The sequence below is a fragment of the Burkholderia sp. GW821-FHT14F03 genome, from assembly GCF_058803765.1.
The window spans coordinates 118,590-133,186 of record NZ_JBXAPG010000014.1 but is presented as its reverse complement, the minus strand read 5'-3'; the positions used below and the strand labels follow the sequence as shown (position 1 = coordinate 133,186).

The 14,597-nt window shown below is 69.1% G+C and carries 15 protein-coding genes; 10 read left to right on the top strand and 5 right to left on the bottom strand.

Annotation, left to right across the window (positions count from 1 at the left end; translation table 11 throughout):
• Positions 1-309: 309 nt before the first annotated feature.
• From AC1RQF_RS12090 to AC1RQF_RS12080, 3 genes are all read left to right on the top strand, one after another.
• Entirely contained in the window at positions 310-1,170 is an 861-nt protein-coding gene (locus AC1RQF_RS12090; RefSeq protein WP_492872127.1) for a MurR/RpiR family transcriptional regulator, read from the top strand.
• 419 nt (positions 1,171-1,589) lie between these two features.
• Positions 1,590-1,862 (top strand): YodC family protein, encoded by a 273-nt coding sequence (locus tag AC1RQF_RS12085; RefSeq protein ID WP_273997960.1) that lies wholly within the window; start codon positions 1,590-1,592, stop codon positions 1,860-1,862.
• A 67-nt stretch (positions 1,863-1,929) separates the two neighbouring features.
• Positions 1,930-3,105, top strand: coding sequence for a cytochrome P450 (locus tag AC1RQF_RS12080; protein ID WP_492872126.1), 1,176 nt, complete (start codon positions 1,930-1,932; stop codon positions 3,103-3,105).
• Between the two features lie 16 nt (positions 3,106-3,121).
• Here the strand turns inward: AC1RQF_RS12080 and AC1RQF_RS12075 are convergent, their stop codons facing one another.
• Together AC1RQF_RS12075 and AC1RQF_RS12070 are read right to left on the bottom strand one after the other, a co-directional pair.
• The gene (locus tag AC1RQF_RS12075; RefSeq protein WP_273997962.1) at positions 3,122-3,448 is read right to left on the bottom strand and encodes a superinfection immunity protein; all 327 of its coding nucleotides are present in this window, start codon (positions 3,446-3,448) and stop codon (positions 3,122-3,124) included.
• 134 nt (positions 3,449-3,582) lie between these two features.
• The gene (locus AC1RQF_RS12070; RefSeq protein WP_273997963.1) at positions 3,583-4,002 is read right to left on the bottom strand and encodes a rhodanese-like domain-containing protein; all 420 of its coding nucleotides are present in this window, start codon (positions 4,000-4,002) and stop codon (positions 3,583-3,585) included.
• A gap of 97 nt (positions 4,003-4,099) precedes the next feature.
• On the opposite strand from AC1RQF_RS12070, the gene ftrA reads away from it, so the two are divergent.
• Positions 4,100-5,056 (top strand): transcriptional regulator FtrA, encoded by a 957-nt coding sequence (ftrA, locus tag AC1RQF_RS12065; protein ID WP_273997964.1) that lies wholly within the window; start codon positions 4,100-4,102, stop codon positions 5,054-5,056.
• A gap of 13 nt (positions 5,057-5,069) precedes the next feature.
• On the opposite strand, the gene AC1RQF_RS12060 is transcribed toward ftrA, so the two are convergent.
• Both AC1RQF_RS12060 and adiC read right to left on the bottom strand, forming a co-directional pair.
• Entirely contained in the window at positions 5,070-7,403 is a 2,334-nt protein-coding gene (locus AC1RQF_RS12060; protein WP_492872125.1) for an Orn/Lys/Arg family decarboxylase, read from the bottom strand.
• A 1-nt stretch (position 7,404) separates the two neighbouring features.
• Positions 7,405-8,928, bottom strand: a complete 1,524-nt coding sequence (gene adiC / locus AC1RQF_RS12055; RefSeq protein ID WP_273997967.1) for an arginine/agmatine antiporter — start codon at positions 8,926-8,928, stop codon at positions 7,405-7,407.
• A 460-nt stretch (positions 8,929-9,388) separates the two neighbouring features.
• On the opposite strand from adiC, the gene AC1RQF_RS12050 reads away from it, so the two are divergent.
• From AC1RQF_RS12050 to AC1RQF_RS12025, 6 genes are all read left to right on the top strand, one after another.
• Positions 9,389-10,843 (top strand): M20 family metallopeptidase, encoded by a 1,455-nt coding sequence (locus AC1RQF_RS12050; protein WP_492872137.1) that lies wholly within the window; start codon positions 9,389-9,391, stop codon positions 10,841-10,843.
• 16 nt (positions 10,844-10,859) lie between these two features.
• Positions 10,860-11,396, top strand: coding sequence for a GNAT family N-acetyltransferase (locus AC1RQF_RS12045; RefSeq protein ID WP_492872124.1), 537 nt, complete (start codon positions 10,860-10,862; stop codon positions 11,394-11,396).
• On the top strand, positions 11,393-11,761 hold the full coding sequence (locus AC1RQF_RS12040; RefSeq protein ID WP_273997971.1) for a TfoX/Sxy family protein: 369 nt from the start codon (positions 11,393-11,395) through the stop codon (positions 11,759-11,761). Before AC1RQF_RS12045 ends, AC1RQF_RS12040 begins: the two co-directional genes overlap by 4 nt.
• 116 nt (positions 11,762-11,877) lie before the next feature.
• Entirely contained in the window at positions 11,878-12,456 is a 579-nt protein-coding gene (locus AC1RQF_RS12035; RefSeq protein WP_273997972.1) for an NnrU family protein, read from the top strand.
• Between the two features lie 98 nt (positions 12,457-12,554).
• Positions 12,555-13,004: a GNAT family N-acetyltransferase gene (locus tag AC1RQF_RS12030; RefSeq protein ID WP_273997973.1), complete on the top strand. Its 450-nt coding sequence runs from the start codon at positions 12,555-12,557 to the stop codon at positions 13,002-13,004.
• 46 nt (positions 13,005-13,050) lie between these two features.
• Entirely contained in the window at positions 13,051-13,269 is a 219-nt protein-coding gene (locus tag AC1RQF_RS12025; protein WP_273997975.1) for a DUF1653 domain-containing protein, read from the top strand.
• Positions 13,270-13,284: 15 nt separating this feature from the next.
• Here the strand turns inward: AC1RQF_RS12025 and AC1RQF_RS12020 are convergent, their stop codons facing one another.
• Positions 13,285-14,493: a winged helix-turn-helix domain-containing protein gene (locus tag AC1RQF_RS12020; RefSeq protein ID WP_492872123.1), complete on the bottom strand. Its 1,209-nt coding sequence runs from the start codon at positions 14,491-14,493 to the stop codon at positions 13,285-13,287.
• Positions 14,494-14,597 lie beyond the last annotated feature (104 nt).

Here is a 14,597-nt window from a genome sequence, read left to right as displayed (position 1 = left end):
CGAGTCAAGCGAGTCAAGCGAGTCAAGCGAGTCAAGCGAGTCAAGCGAGTCAAGCGAGTCAAGCGAGTCAAGCGAGTTTCCGAATACTTAGTGCTACTTCCGATCAAGCATGCGGCTGCGTGCCGTTTTTCCGGCGGAAACCGCGCAAGCCCGACGGATCAACGTCTTGATGCGGGCGTGCGCGGGATCTCTCCAGGTCTGCCAATCTAAGGGGGCCGCGCCCGTGCTTTCAAACAGGCCGGCGCGTCTTGACCCGGCCCGCGCGGGCGCGAGTGATACCATGTCGCGCCAGTTTTCCCGCTCATCACGATGCCCGCCACTTTCGACGAACTCGCGTCCCTGATCCGGGCGCAATTTTCCGAGCTGAGCCCGCAATTCCAGGTGGGCGCGGCGTTTCTGCTCGATCATCCGGACGAAGTCGCCGTCTCGTCGATGCGCAAGGTCGCGCAGCGCGCGGGCGTGCAGCCCGCGTCGCTCGTGCGGCTCGCGCAGGTGCTCGGCTTTCCCGGCTGGAGCGCGCTGCGCGACCTGTTCGTCGCGCGCGTGTGCACCCGCCCCGCGCCGCTCACGCAGCGCGCACGCTCGCTCGTGCGCCCCAACGCGAAAGCCTCCCTCGCGCGCGACCTCACGGCCGCGCAGCAGCACAACCTCGCCGTGACCGCGGCGCAGAACGCGCAGGCGATCCTCGATGCGGCGAAACTGATCCGCAAGGCGCCGCACGTCCATGTCGCGGGTTTCCGCTCGTGCCACCCGGTAGCGTTCGGCTTCGTCTATGGCTATCGCCTGTTCCGGCCGACGGTGTCGCTGCTCACGGGCCTCGCGGGCTCGCTCGACATGGAGCTGCGCGGCATCGCGAAGGGCAGCGTCACGCTGGTCATCGCGTTCGCGCCTTACTCGGCGGAAGCCGGCCGCGTTGCGCAGGCGGCCCGCGAACAGGGCAGCCGAATCGTCGCGATCACGGACAGCGCGGTGTCGCCGATCGCGCTGCACGCGGACGCGCACCTGATCTTCACGCACGACAGCCCGTCGTTCTTCCCGTCGCTGGTGGCCGCGCACGCGCTGGCCGAGGCGCTCGTCGCGCAACTGCTCGCGCTCGAGGGCGACAGCGCGGTCGCCGCCCTTGAACGGGCGGAGGCGGCATTGCACGCGAAGGGCGCGTACGTATCCTGAGCCCCGGCGGCGTTTCGCGCGCAAACGCTTGCGCGCCGAGATCGTATCGATTTTGGATCGCTTCTATTAAGGAAATTGCAATTTTTAATGGAAACGTTTCCATAATCCGGCGCGAAAAAATAAAGCGCCGTTAACAGGAGCCTGTAAACCTAATAACGGCGTTTTCCTGAATCTCTTTAGATCGGATAGTCAGTCCGAACGGATGCTCTAAGCTTCGCGGAAAGCCTCGCCAGGTATGTTCGGCAAGGGCAAGGCTCGTTAAAAATGCATCCGAAATACTTCTAAGAAGCCGATAAAAAACCACATTCTTTAAAAGAGTGGCTTGCTCGATATTAGATCGATTGCTAATCTCCCGGGGTGGCGAAATACCCGGGTCGAGAATCCGGGAAAAAGTCTATAAAAACCCATCCGAGAAGGCCATGACGACTTATCGTGATATCGATATCACCCACTTTCGCATCGGCGACGTAGTCACCCTCAAGACAGGCGGTCCGCGCATGACGGTCACGTATGCCGGCCCGGTGGTGTTCGACGATAACCACTGGCTGATCTGCCAATGGTTCGACGAGCGCGGAGAATGCCGGCAGGAGATGTTTCAGAACGAAACCGTGGTGCTGGAGCCGCGCGTCATGATCTCCGGCCTCGCGCGCCCGCGCTCGCGCGCCTTGTCGCGCGGCCCGTTGCAGGCCTGAGGCCGGCGCGACCACGTTTCACCACGGGCTGAAACATCCGGCGCGCGTCGCGGCCGATACTGGCCGCATGCATCCGACCGATCCTCTCGCCGCCGTCGTTCATCCCGACCCCTATCCGTACTATGCCGCGCTGACGGCCGGCCCGCCGCTCGTCCATCACCGCGACCTCGGCGTCTGGCTGGCGACCCGCGCGGCCAGCGTCACAGCCGTACTCGCCGAGCCGGCCTGCCGGGTGCGGCCCGCCTCGGAACCGGTGCCGCGCGCCTGCGCCGGCTTGCCGGCGGGCGACCTGTTCGCCCGGCTCGTACGGATGAACGACACCCCCGAGCGGCACGCCACCCCGAAACACGCGCTGCGGCAGGCGCTCGACGGATTTGACCCCGACAGGCTGGCGCGTCGCGCCGCCGTGCTCGCCGGGCGCGAGCGGCCCGATCCGCGCGACGGAGCGGCCCTCGACGCGTGGCTGTTCGCGACGCCCGTGACCGTGCTGGCGGACTGGCTGGGCTTTGCGCCGGACGACTGGCCGGCCGTGCGCGCGGCGTTGCACGCCTTCGTCGCGTGCCTGTCGCCGTTGTCGGACCCGAAACAACTGGCGTGCGCGAACGACGCGGCGCAGGCGCTGATGGCGCGGATGACGGCGCTTGTCGCGGCGACCGACGCCGGCGACGCCACGCTCGTCGCCGCCGTGCAGCGCGCCGCGCGCGCGACCGGCTGGCGTGATGCCGAGGCACGGGTCGCGAATCTGGTCGGCTTGCTGACACAGACCTACGAGGCGACGGCGGGCCTGCTCGGCAACGCGCTGATTGCGTGGCTGACCCGGCCGGGCCTCGCGGCGGCCCTGGACGGGCGGCCCGGCGCGGACGTCGCGGCGCTGGTCGCCGAGACCGCGCGCCACGATCCGCCGGTGCAGAACACGCGCCGCTACGTCGCGGCGCGCACGCAGGTGGCCGGGGTGACGCTCGAGGCGGGCAGCACGGTGCTGGTGCTGCTGGCCGCCGCGAACCGCGACCCGCGCGCCAACCCGGCCCCCGAGCGTTTCCTGTTGGCGCGCCCCGCGCGCGTCACCTTCGGCTTCGGCGCGGGGCTGCATCGTTGTCCGGGGGAGCGGATCGCATACGCGATCGCGGCCGCGGCGCTCGGCGAACTGGTGAAGGACTGGGGGCGGCCGCCGCGCGGCCTGCCGGCGTGGCGCTACCGCGCGTCCGCGAATGCGCGGCTGCCGCGCTTCGCGGCGCCGGCTTGAGCGGAACGGGGTGGGATCAGTGGCTGCCGGGCTTGTGCGCCCAGCGTTCCTGGGCAGTGGCGCGCCGCTGGACGCGCTCGACGAGGCCCGTCGAGAAGGTGCGCATGCTCAGGCTGCGGCGCTTGAGCACCACTTCGTTCGCGAGGTCCGCGGCCGGATTGGGCTGGAACGACCAGTAGAGCGTCATGGCCCAGCCCACCACGGTCCAGCCGAACAGCGCGTTGAACAGGGCGATCGTGAGCTTGTCGTGTCGCGCGCGCCGGTCGGCGATGATCGCCGGCAGGAAATAGAGCGCGATCGCGACGACGGCGCCGGCAATCTGGATCAGGATTTCCATCTGCATGGTGCTTCTCCATCCGTGCTGCAATGCGACAAAAACGGCGCATGCGGTGAGACGGATTGTCGCGCTTTTCCGGATGTCGTGCAGGCAACGGATTGTTGCGGAAAATGTCGCCGGTTACATGTGCCCGGCGCGCTTCAGCCGGCCGCGCCCGCGTCGGGCAGTTCGGCCGTGGCGAGCGTGAAACCTTCGTCCAGCCAGCCGGTGACGCCGCCGATCATGAGTTTGACCGGCCGGCCGAGACGCGCGAGGCGCACGGCGGCGCGTGCCGCGCCGTTGCAATGCGGGCCCGCGCAATAGACCACGAACAGCGTGTCGGGCGGGACGTCCGCGAGCCGCGCCGCGACGATCTTGCGCTGCGGCATCGAGCGCGCGCCGGGCACGTGGCCGGCCGCATACCTCTCGGGGCTGCGCACGTCGAGCAGCACGAAATCGGCGGCGCCGTTCGCGAACGCATCGTGCACGTCCCAGCAATCGGTCTCGTAGCGCAGCGACGCTTCGAAGTGGGCGAGCGCGGCGGCGCTGTCGGCGGCGGCAAGGTCAGTGACGTAGGACATCGGGCAGGGCTCCGTGAACGATGACGAGCCTTCAGTATCGGTTCGGCGCGCCGCGACCGATACTGGCGCGATCGACAAGTTCCGGTAACATCGCGCCATGACTGCCCATCTCGTCGCCGCGCTCGCCTACGACCGGCTCTGCACCTTCGAATTCGGCTGCGTGGTCGAACTGTTCGCGCTGCCGCGCCCCGAGCTGGAGGTCGACTGGTATCGCTTCGCGGTCTGCGCGGCCGAGTCGGGGCCGATCCGCGCGGCGGGCGGCATCACGGTCGCCGTGCCGTACCGGCTCGCGATGCTGGACCGCGCGGACACGATCGTGATCCCCGGCTGGCGCGATCCCGACGAAATACCGCCCGAGCCGCTGCTGCGCAAGCTGCGCGCCGCGCATCGGCGCGGCGCGCGCCTGTGCTCGATCTGCTCCGGCGTGTTCGTGCTCGCGGCGGCGGGCGTGCTCGACGGCCTCACGGTCACGACCCACTGGCGCTACGCGGCGCGCCTGCAGGCGCGCTACCCGGCGCTGCGCGTCGATCCCGACGCGCTCTACGTCGACGCCGGCACGATCGTCACGGCGGCGGGTTCGGCGGCGGGGCTCGACATGCTGCTGCATCTGGTGCGCCGCGATCACGGCAGCGCGATCGCGAACCGCGTCGCGCAGCGGCTCGTGCTGCCGCCGCATCGCGACGGCGGGCAGGCGCAATTCGTGCCGCGTCCGGTGCGGCCGGAAGGGCAGGACCGGCTCGCGAAGCTGATCGACTGGATGCGCGCGCGGGCGGCCGAGCCGCATACGCTCGCGTCGCTCGCCGCGCGGGCGGCGATGAGCCCGCGCACGCTGCAGCGGCAGTTCCGCGAGGCGACGGGCGTCGGGCCCTACGAATGGCTGATCCGCGAGCGCGTCGGGCTCGCGAAGGAATGGCTGGAGGCGGATGCCGCGCTGCCGCTCGCGCAGGTGGCCGCGCGCGCGGGCTTCGGCTCGGAGGAATCCTTGCGCCGGCATTTCCGGCGCGTCGCGGCGACGAGCCCCGCCGCCTACCGGCGGGGCTTCGAGCCGCGCTGACGCGGCGCGCCCGTCAGCGCGCGGTCGGCGGCACGCCCGACTTGATGCAGGCGATCTGGTACACGCCGTCCTCGACCTCGACGCCGTGCGTGTCGTGCGTGAAGCCCGGGAAACGCAGGTCGTACTGTTCGAGCGCCTTCAGGTAGCCGAGCAGCGGGCCGTCGGCCGGGCCGGCGTTCTCGCCGGGCATCAGGAGCGGAATGCCGGGCGGATAGGGCACCACGCCCGTGGCCACCGTGCGCCCCGCCATCTCCGCCAGCTCCAGCATCTCGATCTCGTTGTGCACCAGGTGCTCGTACGCCTCGGCCGGGCTGAAGTCGGGCTTCGGCAGCGTCGAGAAGCCGCGCGACATCATCTCGGTCGTCTTCAGGTCGCTCATCGCGTTGAACATCAGGTCGCACAGGTCGCGCAGCCCGAGCTTCGCGTAACGCGCCGGATAGCGCGCGACGAGTTCCGGCAGCGCCTGTTCGAGCGAGGTGTTGGCATCATAGTCGCGCTTGAAGTCGAGCAGCGTGTTGACGAGCGTGCCCCACTTGCCCTTGGTCACGCCGATCGAGAACAGGAACAGGATCGTGAAGTCGGTGGTCTTCTCGACCACGATGCCGTGCCGGTCGAGGTAGGCCGTCACCACCGTCGCGGGGATCCCGACCGGCATCAGGCCGCCGCCCGGTGCGATGCCCGGCGTGACGATCGACACCTTGATCGGATCGAGCATGCAATAGTCGTCCTCGAGATCGCCGAAGCCGTGCCATGCGTCGTTCGGATGCAGCACCCAGCACGACGGCTCGGTGACCAGCAGTGCTTCGTCGGCCTCATGGAACGGCAGGCGGCGGCCGGTCTTGCGGTCCACCACGGTGTCCGGCTGCCAGCCGTCGAAGAACCAGTCGCTCTTCTCCTCGAATTCCGCATGCAGCCGCCCGAGCATCTGGCGGAACGTCACCGCCTCGCGGATCGCGTCGGTGGTCAGCGCGACGCCGCCGGGGCCGTCCATCATCGCCGCGCTGACATCGTTCGAGGCGATGATCGCGTACTGCGGCGAGGTCGACGCATGCATCATGAACGCTTCGTTGAAGCGCGCATGCTCGATCGGGTTGCGGCCGTCGCGCACGTGGATGAACGAGGCCTGCGACAGCGCGGCGAGCAGCTTGTGGGTCGACTGCGTCGCGAACACGGTCGGCTTGCTCGCGTCGTGGCGCGCGGGGTCGCCGTGCATCGCGTGGCGGTCGCGGTATAGCGGGTTGAAGCGCGCGTAGCCGTACCAGGCTTCGTCGAAATGCAGGCGGTCGACGCTCTGGCCGAGCAGATCCTCAAGGCGCGCGACGTTGTAGCAGAGGCCGTCGTAGGTCGAGTTCGTGACCAGCGCGTGCACGGGCGTCGGGTTGACGCCGTCGCGGCCGCGCACGAGCGGGTTGGCGTCGATCGCGAGCCGCACCGCGGCGGCCGTGAGCCGTTCGGGCCGGATCGGCCCGATGATCCCGTAGTGGTTGCGCGACGGCACCAGGTAGGTCGGGATCGCGCCCGACATCGTCATCGCGTGCTCGGCGGACTTGTGGCAGTTGCGGTCGCACAGCGCGACCTGGTTGCGCGTCACGCTCGCCATCAGGATCACGCGGTTCGAGGTCGAGGAGCCGTTCGTCACGTGGTACGAGCGGTGCGCGCCGAACACGCGCGCCGCGTAGCGCTCGCTCTCGCCGATCGGGCCGGAGTGGTCGAGCAGCGAGCCCAGCTCGCCGACCGAGATCGACAGGTCCGAGCGGAACAGCGGCTCGCCGAAGAACTCGAAGAACGCGCGGCCGACCGTCGACTTGAGGAACGCGGTGCCGCCGGTGTGGCCGGGCGTGTGCCACGAGTACTCGTAGACGCGCGAGAAGCGCGCGAGCGCGCCGAACATCGGCGGCAGCACGGTCTCGCGATAGCGTTCGATCGCGGCGACGATCCGGCCGCCGATGAACGCGGTCGTGTCTTCGAGCATCCAGATGAAGTCGTCGGCCTGGCGCATCGTGTCGACCGGCACGGCGGCCGCGCTCGCGCGGCTCGCGAGCAGGAACACCGGCACCGTCGCGCTGCGCGCGCGCAGCGCCTCCAGCACCGAGCGCGCCTGTTCGTGGCTCGGATCGCCGCCCAGCTCCCAACTGAGCAGCAGGCACTGGATCGCCGGATCGGCCTGCACGACCGCGCGCGCATCGTCGGCGGAGGTCGCGATCACCACGTCGACGAGCCGCTCGCGCAGCTCCTCGGCCAGTGCGCTGGCGGCGCGGCCGGTCGCGGTGCGCGCGTCGACGTCGTGCTGCACCAGCAGCGCCTTCATGCCGAGGCGACGGAACGCCTGTTGAGTCAAGGAAGTCATGTCATTTCCCCTGTTGCTGGGTTGCGGTGACGCCCGCGCCGGCGGCCGGCGAGCGGGCATGAAGATTGAAGGCCTCGTGACGGCCCACGGAGATCCAGAAGGTGGCGACGAGCGCGACGATCGTGACGCCGAGCGCGAGGTAGCGGACCCAGTGCGGCGAACGGCCGCCCGGATGCACGTGGGTTTCCTCGATCTCGCGCTGGCGGTTGATCGACAGCTCGTAGAACACGATCGTCGCGACCACGAAGATCAGCGACCAGCGCGTCTGCTGGCCGTCCGAGCCGACCATCGCCCACAGCGCGTAGACCGCGCCGATCAGGCCGACGATCGTGTAGAAGCTGAACTGGCGCGACGGCATCTTGCCGTAGCCGAGCACCTTGATCGCGATGCACGAATAGATGTAGGGCAGCAGCGTCATGATCACGGCGATCGACGCGATCTTGCCGAACTGCTGGCTCGCGGTCGGCGACATCGTCGCGAGCACCTGCACCGACATGATGACGGCGACGATCGCGAGCCCGGCGGACGGCACGTTCTTCGAGTTGACGCGCGCGAACACGCTGCCGAACAGGCCGTCGTCGGCGGCGGCCTTGGCGGTCTGGCCGACCAGCAGGGTCCAGCCCGCGAGCGAGCCGAGGCAGCCGAGCGCCGCGCAGATCGCGACCGCGTTCGCGGCGGTGCTGCCGAGCGCGAGGCGCGCGGCGTCCGCGAACGGCGCGCTCGACGCGAGCAGGGCCTGGTTCGGGATCATGCCCATGATCACGGTCGAGCTGAGCACGTAGCAGACCGCGGCGAGCACCACGCCGCCGACGGTCGCGATCGGCACGTTGCGCGAGGGGTTCTCGACCACGCCGGCCGACACCGACGCGCTTTCGACGCCGATGAACGCCCACAGCGTGAAGTTCAGGGTCGCGCCGATCGCGCCGATGCTGTCCTGCCCGGACACGTTCCAGCCCGCGAGATAGACGTCCTTGCTGAACCAGAACCAGCCGAACACGGCCATCCCGAGGATCGGGACGAGCGCGAAGATCGTGGTGACCGACTGCACGCGGCCGACCACCTTCGGCCCGAGGATGTTCGCGTAGGTGAACAGCCAGATCACGAAGATCTGCGCGAGCGCGAACACGAGCGGCTCCTTGAGCATCGGGAAGAAATGCGTGAGGTAGCCGAGCCCGGCGACCGCGAGGCCCACGTTGCCGAGCACGTTCGCGAGCCAGTAGATGAGGTTGGTCTGGTAGCCCATGTACGGGCCGAAGGCCTTGCGCGCATACGCATAGGGGCCGCCCGCGACCGGGTCGATCGCGGCCAGCTTGGCGAACACCAGCGCGAGCGAGACCGCGCCGACCACGGTGACGAGCCACCCGAACAGCGCGATGCCGCCTGTCGCGGCGAGGTTCGCGGGCAGCATGAAGACGCCGGAGCCCATCATGTTGCCCGCCACCATCAACGTGGCGGGAACGACCCCGATCTTCGGGGCGGACGCGGTGGACGACGCGGACACGGCGGTTGAACGGGCATCTGACATGCGAGCCTCCAGTGAGCTGGGTGGAGCGGACGACCTTCGCGCGCGGCGTGTGGCGGGTTGCGATGCATCGTCCGGAATTTGTTTGAGGCGATGTTATCCCGCGTGATTACGGTTAATAAATCGGATTTGAATGACGATTTATTGAACATTGACTTCGATCATTGAGATCAATTGAATGAATGGACGCGTCGATTTGCCGCAAGCCCTTTCCGCACGGGAATGTGAGCGGAATTGAATGGCGTATTCCATGCCGTCCGGAAAATGAATGGATTGACGCGGCGAATTGAAAGTCGAGGTGCGACATGCCCAATCGGCAGGGTTATTTCACCTTGCGCGCGACTTGTCGCGCGGCGGCGTCGGCGCGCGCGGCCGGTTGCGGCGCACAACGCGCCAGGGCTGCGGCGAACGGGGCTTCGGCGCTATCATCGTGGCTTTCGCCAGTCTCGTTCCCACCGCCACCATGACCACCGCCGACACCACTTCCGCCATCGACCATGCGCAGCTCAACGACTTCATCGAGCGCAAATGGAACGACGAGATCCTGCATGCGCTGACCGACTACATCGCGGTGCCCGCGAAGAGTCCCGCATTCGATCCCGACTGGGAAAAGCGCGGCCTGCTCGAACGCGTGGTGGTGGACGCCGCGCAATGGGCCGAGCGGCAGCCGGTCAAGGGGCTGACGCTGGAGGTCGTGCGCCTGCCGGGCCGCACGCCGGTGATCTTCTTCGAGTCGCCCGCGACGCGTTCGGGCAGCACGGAGACGATCCTGCTGTACGGCCATCTCGACAAGCAGCCGGAATTCGACGGCTGGCGCGCGGACCTCGGCCCGTGGACGCCGAAGCTCGAGGACGGCAAGCTGTACGGCCGGGGCGGCGCCGACGACGGCTACGCGATCTACGCGAGCCTGACCGCGCTCGCGGCGCTCGACGCGCAAGGCATCGAACGGCCGCGCTGCGTCGGCCTGATCGAAACCTGCGAGGAATCGGGCAGCTTCGACCTGCTGCCTTATGTCGACGCGCTGCGCGACCGGCTCGGCCAGGTGAGCCTCGTGATCTGCCTCGACTCGGGCGCGGGCAACTACGACCAGCTGTGGCTGACCACGTCGCTGCGCGGGCTGGTGTCGGGCGACCTGCAGGTCGAGGTGCTCGACGAAGGGCTGCATTCGGGCACGGCGGGCGGGATCGCGCCGTCGAGCTTCCGCATCATGCGCCAGCTGTTCGAGCGGCTCGAGGATGCGGCGAGCGGCAACCTGCTGCCGCGTTCGTTCCACTGCGAGGTGCCGGCGAGCCGGCTGCGCGAGACCGAGGCCGCCGTCGCGATCCTCGGCGACAGCGTCTGGAAAGGGCTGCCGTGGGCCTGCGGGCAGGATGGCCGCAAGGTGCTGCCGACCACCACCGATCCGCGCGAGGCGCTGCTCAATTCGACCTGGCGGCCGTCGCTGTCCGTCACCGGCGCGGAAGGCCTGCCCGCGCTCGCCAACGCCGGCAACGTGCTGCGCCCGCGCACCGCGTTCAAGCTGTCGCTGCGGCTGCCGCCGACCGTCGACGCGGCGCGCGCGGTGCAGGAGCTGAAGACGCTGCTCGAATTCGATCCGCCGTACAACGCGAAGGTGACCTTCCGCCCCGACGCGGGCGCCGCGACCGGCTGGAACGCGCCGGACCTCGCGCCGTGGCTCGCCGCGTCGCTCGACGATGCGTCGCGTCGCCACTTCGGCGCGGACTGCGCGTACATGGGGCTGGGCGGCACGATTCCGCTGATGAACGTGCTGAAGGCGGGCTTCCCGTCGGCGCAGTTCATGGTGTGCGGCGTGCTGGGGCCGAAGTCGAACGCGCATGGCCCGAACGAATTCCTGCACGTGCCGTATGCGAAGCGGCTGACGGCCGCGGTCGCCGACGTGGTGGCCGCCGCCCGCTGAGCCCGGCGTGCATCCGATGCCCTTGGCCGACGCCGAGCCGGTGCTGACGTCCTGGTCCGCCGCGTCGCTCGACGTCGCGGTGCGTCGGCGCGTGTCGGTCGACGCCGACGGGCGCTTCGCGCATCGCGAGGAAGCGGTCGCGCCCGTCTTGCGCGAAGCCTGTGGCGCGAGCACCCGTGACGAACTGCTCGAACCGCTCGATCTCGACGATGGTGCAGGCGAGGCGCGGCTCGCGTGCGGCGACCGCCGGGTGGTTGCGCGCGCAGCGGTATCCGCGCAATGGCACGGCGATGCGCGGTTCGACGAGATCGCCGTCGAGCGCGCTTCTTCGCGTGGCCGCGCGCGGCTCGACCGGGCCGCCGACTGGGCGCATGCGCATACGCTCGGCGGCCTGACGACACTCGACACCCTGGACAGCAACGCGGCGGCCTGCCGCTTCCATGCGCGCCGCGGCTTCGTGCCCGGCGGCCTCGTCCGGCGCGTTCATCAACACCTGCGGCGCGGCGCCGTGCATGGGTATCGACCGTTCGCGGCGGGCGAGGGCGGCGCATGAGCTGGAAGGCGGAACTGCCGCGCGCGGAGGAACTGGCCGCGCACCTGGCCGGGATGGGGGCCGTCGAACTGCAGCGCCTGTTCAGCTGCGTGTCGCTGCGGCTCGCCGGCGTGCCGTTCGCGCTGCTCTACGACGGCACGCTGTACCTGCGGGTCGACGATCTGAGCCGGCCCGCGTTCATCGGCGCGGGGATGCAGCCCTTCACCTACGCATCGCGCGGCAGGACGGTCGTGATGGCCAGTTATTACACCGCGCCGGCGGACGTGCTGGAGGAGGTCGGCGAGCTGCAGCGCTGGTGTCGCGACGCGTATCGCGCGGCGCTTGCCGGCGCGGGCGGCAGGACACGGCGCGCGCGGCGCGGCTGATGCGCGCAGCGGGGCCGGCGAGGGTCGCGCAGGCGACCGTCGCGCGATAGGATGCACGGCTGCACCGGCGGCAACCCTGACCATATCGACAACACGCTTCCCCACTGGAGATGCTCATGCTTGTCCTGATCCTCGGTTTGTTGATGTTCCTGGGCCTGCATTCGATCCGGATCGTCGCCGACGGTTGGCGCGCCGAGCAGATCGCGCGCCACGGCGACAAACGCTGGAAGGGGGTGTATTCGCTCGCCGCGCTAGGCGGCTTCGCGCTGATCGTGTGGGGCTACGGGCTCGCGCGCGACGGCGCGACGCTGCTGTGGCTCCCGCCTGTCGGCATCCGTCATCTCACCGGGCTGCTCACGGCGGCGGCCTTCGTGTTGTTCGCGGCCGCCTGGGTGCCGGGCACGCGGATCAAGGCGCTCGTCGGCCATCCGCTGCTGGCCGGCGTGATGGTCTGGGCGGTCGCGCATCTGCTCGCCAATGCGACGCTGCATGCGGCGCTGCTGTTCGGTGCGTTCTTCGCGTGGTCGCTCGTCGATTTCCTCGCTTCGCGCGCGCGCGACCGGCGTGACGGCGTGCGCTATCCGGCCGGCTCGCTCGCGCGCGACGGCGTCGCGGCCGCGGCCGGGCTGCTGGCATGGGTGCTGTTCGCGTTCGTGCTGCACGGCTGGCTGATCGGGGTGCGGCCGTTCGGTTGAGCGGCGCGTCGAATCCGACGCTTGTGATCGGGCCCCGTGCGCGCTATCGTCGGTGCTTTCCCGTCCATCCGCCCGCCGTTTCCTTCCGGAGATCGTCCGTGTCCACCGTCCCGACGCCCGTCCTGCGCTTTTCGACCGACAAGCAAGCGCTCGACCGCGATGTGATCTACGCGTTCCTGTCCGGCGAGGCGTACTGGTCGAAGGGGATTCCGCGCGAGGTGGTCGAGCGCGCGATCGACGGCTCGATGTGCTTCGGGGCGTATCTCGACGATCGGCTCGTCGGCTTCGCGCGGCTCGTGACCGACTACGCGACCTTCGCGTATCTGTGCGACGTGTTCGTGGTGAGTGCGTTTCGCGGGCGCGGCTACGGCCGCGCGCTGATCGATCACGTGTTCGCGCATGAGACGCTGCAAGGGCTGCGTCGCATGATGCTCGTCACCTCCGATGCGCACGCGTTGTACCGCCCGGTCGGGTTCAAGGCGCCTGCGCACCCGGAGAACTGGATGGAGCTGCACCGCCCGGGAATTTACGCGGCGGCGGCGAGCTGAGGGGACCTTCGCATACAATTGCGCTCTTTATTTTTCGGAGCGCAACATGACCGAGCAGGAAGCCGAACAACTCGCCACCCATCGCCACTACAAGGGCGGGCTGTACCGGAAGATCGGTGTCGCGCGGCACTCGGAAACCGAGGAGTCGGTGGTCGTCTACGAACATCTGTGGCCGCATGCGCGCGGCCTGTGGGTGCGGCCGACCGAGATGTTCGACGGCACGCTCGCCGACGGCACCCCGCGGTTTCGCCAACTGCGCGACTGAATCCGGACGCGCGCGTCAATCGCCCTCGAGCGCCGCGCGCAATTCGGCGGGCGCCGTCCCCACCCGGATCACCGGCGTCTCGTGCCAGTCGGCGAGCCGCCGCACCGCCCGGCCGAGATCGGCCGCGAGGCCCGCGCCGAGCCGCACGCCGGGCTCGATGTGCACCGCCTTCAATTCGAACACCTGCTGGGCACGGTGCGCCTTCGCATCGACGCGCCCGATCAACCGGCCCCGATGCAGGATCGGTAGACAGAAATAACCGTAGCGACGCTTGTGCCCCGGCGTATAGCACTCGATCGTGTAGTCGAAGCCGAACAGCGTCGACGCGCGGCGGCGATCCCAGACCACGGGATCGAATGGCGACAGCAGCGCGGTGGCGGTCGCGCGCAGCGCATCCTGGCCGGCCGCGTCGAGGAGCGGCGCACAATCCCGGTGCACGTACGCCTGCTCCTTCCAGCCCGTCACGTTCACCGGCAGCAGCGTGCCCGCATCGGCGAGCGCGCGCAGCGCGTCGTGATACCCGCGCCTGGGCAGGCGGTAGTAATCGGCCACCCAGTCCGCGCGCACGATGCCCAGCGCGCGGCAGGTGTTGTCCAGCAGCTGCGGCAACACCCGCTCGCGCGGCGGCAGGTCGCGCGCATCCTCCCAATCGGGCAGCACGCGCTCGCGCACGTCGTAGACGCGCTGGAAGTTGCGCCGCTCCGCGACCATCAGGTCTCCTGTCGAAAAGAGGACTTCGAGATGCCGCTTTTCCGGCTTCCAGTCCCACCAGCCGTTGCCCTTCGCGCCGTCGCGCGCGAAGTCGGCCGAGCGCACCGGCCCGGTGTCGCGCACTCGCGCGAGCAAGCTGTCGATTTCCTTTCGATGCTTCGCGTGCCATTCGGCCGGATACTTCCAGCCCATTCCGGCCGGATTCAGCATCTTGTGCCGCATCAGCCCGAAGCTGTCCATGGGGAGGAAGCAGGCTTCGTGCGACCAGTACTCGAACAGCCGCGCCTCGGCCAGGTGCTCGTCCAGCCACTGCTGCCGATACGGCCCGAGCCGGCTGAACAGCACCAGGTAAGGGCTGCGCGCGACCACGTGGATCGTGTCGATCTGCAATTGCGCCATGCGCTGGATGGCCGTCAGCACGTCGGCCTTCACGGCCTTGCGGCGGGGCGGGGTCAGCAATCCCTGGGCGGAAAGATGCAGCGCGCGCGCTGCATTGACGGAGAGCGTGGTCACGTGCGGAACGGGAAATAAGGGTGCGGTTCGACACTGTAGCGCGAATCGGCGCGGGGCGAGATGCGTTGCAAAATTGCTCGGCTGACGGGTTTCTGACAATCGTT